Here is a 2344-nt window from a genome sequence, read left to right as displayed (position 1 = left end):
GGCTGAACGCGGGGCGCACCGTCGCCGGCGGGGGGGGCGGCCGGGCGGCCGCCGCGCCGCCCCCGCGCAGCCCCCCCCCCCCCTCACCCCCCGCCCGCCGCCCCCCCACCCCCCCAACCCCGGCCGCCCGCGGCCCGGCGCGCTCGCGTCGCCCCCCCCCCCCCCCGGGGCGTCGGGCGACAGGTGTGCGACCGCCCGTCAACTCGCCTCGAACGTAACAATTTCAACCGTTTCGTATGACGGCGAAACCTCGCCGCACTGCCTTGGTGAGAGGGCTGTGCGCCCTTGACAGAGGGGTGTTCGGTTGCCGACACATCGGGTCCGGTCCGGCGGATTGTGTTGCTGCGGAGTGGTGACACGCCATAGAGTCGCCAACCGTCGGCATGGTGCCACGCTGACCTATCGATAAGTTTCCTGGTCCCGTCCAAGGAGGTAAGACGACTTGTGAATGAGTCGACATTTACTCCCGGGGGTGGTCAACCAGGAATGCCGGTGAGGGGCCAGAGCCCGTCGTCCGGGTTCGAGGCTGTCGGCTCCGTAGCTGTCCGCACCTTCGCCACCCACCAGCACATGACGACAGCCCACCAGATGATGGACGGCCAACACGTGAACGCCATGGCCGGCAACGAGGGTGGCCGAGAGTCCACTTCGTTCGCCGACTTCGACGAAGCGCCCGAAGGGCACTTCTACGACCCAGACGCCGAATACGAGCCGGACCCCGAGTACGCGGCCACCCTCGCCCCCGACGCTGCCCGCCAGCGCCGCGAGCGGATCGGCCCGACCGGGCGTCCCCTGCCGTACTTCCCGATCCCCGGCCCGCTCACCGACCACGGCCCCGCGAAGATCATCGCGATGTGCAACCAGAAGGGCGGCGTCGGCAAGACCACGTCGACCATCAACCTGGGTGCCGCCCTCGCGGAGTACGGCCGACGTGTGCTGCTCGTCGACTTCGACCCGCAGGGAGCCCTGTCGGTCGGCCTCGGCGTGAACCCGATGGAGCTGGACCTCACCGTCTACAACCTGCTCATGGAGCGGGGCATGGCGGCCGACGAGGTGCTGCTGAAGACCGCCGTGCCCAACATGGACCTGCTGCCGAGCAACATCGACCTCTCGGCCGCCGAGGTGCAGCTCGTCAGCGAGGTCGCGCGCGAGTCCACGCTCCAGCGCGCCCTCAAGCCCCTGCTGCTCGACTACGACTACATCGTGATCGACTGCCAGCCCTCGCTCGGTCTGCTGACCGTGAACGCGCTGACGGCCGCCCACAAGGTGATCGTGCCGCTGGAGTGCGAGTTCTTCGCGCTGCGCGGGGTCGCGCTGCTCACCGAGACCATCGAGAAGGTCCAGGAGCGGCTCAACCCGGAGCTGGAGCTCGACGGCATCCTCGCCACCATGTACGACTCCCGCACGGTGCACAGCCGGGAGGTCCTGGCCCGGGTCGTGGAGGCGTTCGACGATCACGTCTACCACACCGTGATCGGGCGGACCGTGCGCTTCCCGGAGACCACCGTCGCCGGTGAGCCCATCACCACGTACGCCTCGAACTCCGTCGGCGCCGCCGCCTATCGCCAGCTCGCCAGGGAGGTGCTCGCCCGGTGTCACGCCGAGTGAGTCTGCCCGGCGCCGACGAACTGTTCCGTACGACCGGAGGCATGGCGCTGACGTCGTCGTCCCCCGCGGCGCAGCGGCGGGGCGCGAACGGCGAACCGCGGGTGCCCGCGCCGGCCGGGGAGAGCGATCCGGGCGGCGACCAGGCGGGCCCGGCCGGGCCCGGGACGCAGGAGGAGCACTCCGCCCCCGACACGGAGCCCGCCCCGGCGCAGCCGGCGCGCAGCCGCACCGCCGACGCCGAACAGGCCGCGACCGCCGTGCAGGCCCGCAGGCCGCAGGAGGGCGGATCCCCGGGGACCGGACCCGGCGGCGGTACAGGGCCGGGAACGGCCGCGCAGGGGGCGCAGAGCGCACAGCAGGGCGGACAGCAGCGCCGGCAGCGGCGCGGCGCCAACCGGCGCCCCAGCGGGCGCGAACGGCACGACGAGAAGATCACGGTCTATGTCTCGGCCGAGGAACTGATGGACCTCGAACACGCCCGGCTGGTGCTGCGCGGTGAGCACGGACTCGCCGTGGACCGCGGGCGGATCGTCCGCGAGGCGGTGGCGGTCGTCCTCGCCGACCTCGAATCGCGGGGCGACGCGAGCATTCTCGTACGGCGGCTGCGCGGGCGCTGACGGTAGCCTGCGCGGGCCGCACCAACGCCCGCAGCCCCGCCGCCCCGCCGCTCCCAGGACCGCGATGCCCCCGCCGCCCGACCCCGCCCGCCCGCCGCGCCGCCCGCTCGGCCGCGGCC

2 protein-coding genes are annotated in these 2344 nt (G+C 72.8%); both read left to right on the top strand.

Features of this window, described 5'->3' with window-relative positions; all coding sequences use genetic code 11:
* The first annotated feature begins 486 nt into the window (after nucleotides 1-486).
* The gene (locus ACFXPK_RS27930; RefSeq protein WP_329824638.1) at nucleotides 487-1608 is read left to right on the top strand and encodes a ParA family protein; all 1122 of its coding nucleotides are present in this window, start codon (nucleotides 487-489) and stop codon (nucleotides 1606-1608) included.
* On the top strand, nucleotides 1605-2225 hold the full coding sequence (locus tag ACFXPK_RS27925) for a hypothetical protein (RefSeq protein ID WP_385079790.1): 621 nt from the start codon (nucleotides 1605-1607) through the stop codon (nucleotides 2223-2225). Before ACFXPK_RS27930 ends, ACFXPK_RS27925 begins: the two co-directional genes overlap by 4 nt.
* The last annotated feature ends 119 nt before the right edge of the window (nucleotides 2226-2344 follow it).

It is taken from the genome of Streptomyces sp. NPDC059142 (genome assembly GCF_042755665.1).
Classification (GTDB): Bacteria; Actinomycetota; Actinomycetes; order Streptomycetales; family Streptomycetaceae; genus Streptomyces.
This window is presented reverse-complemented; position numbering and strand designations above follow the sequence as displayed.

Bases quoted from the DNA above. Each gene is read 5' to 3' on its own strand.
- ACFXPK_RS27930 (WP_329824638.1), top strand. From the start codon at position 487: ATGCCGGTGAGGGGCCAGAGCCCGTCGTCCGGGTTCGAGGCTGTCGGC.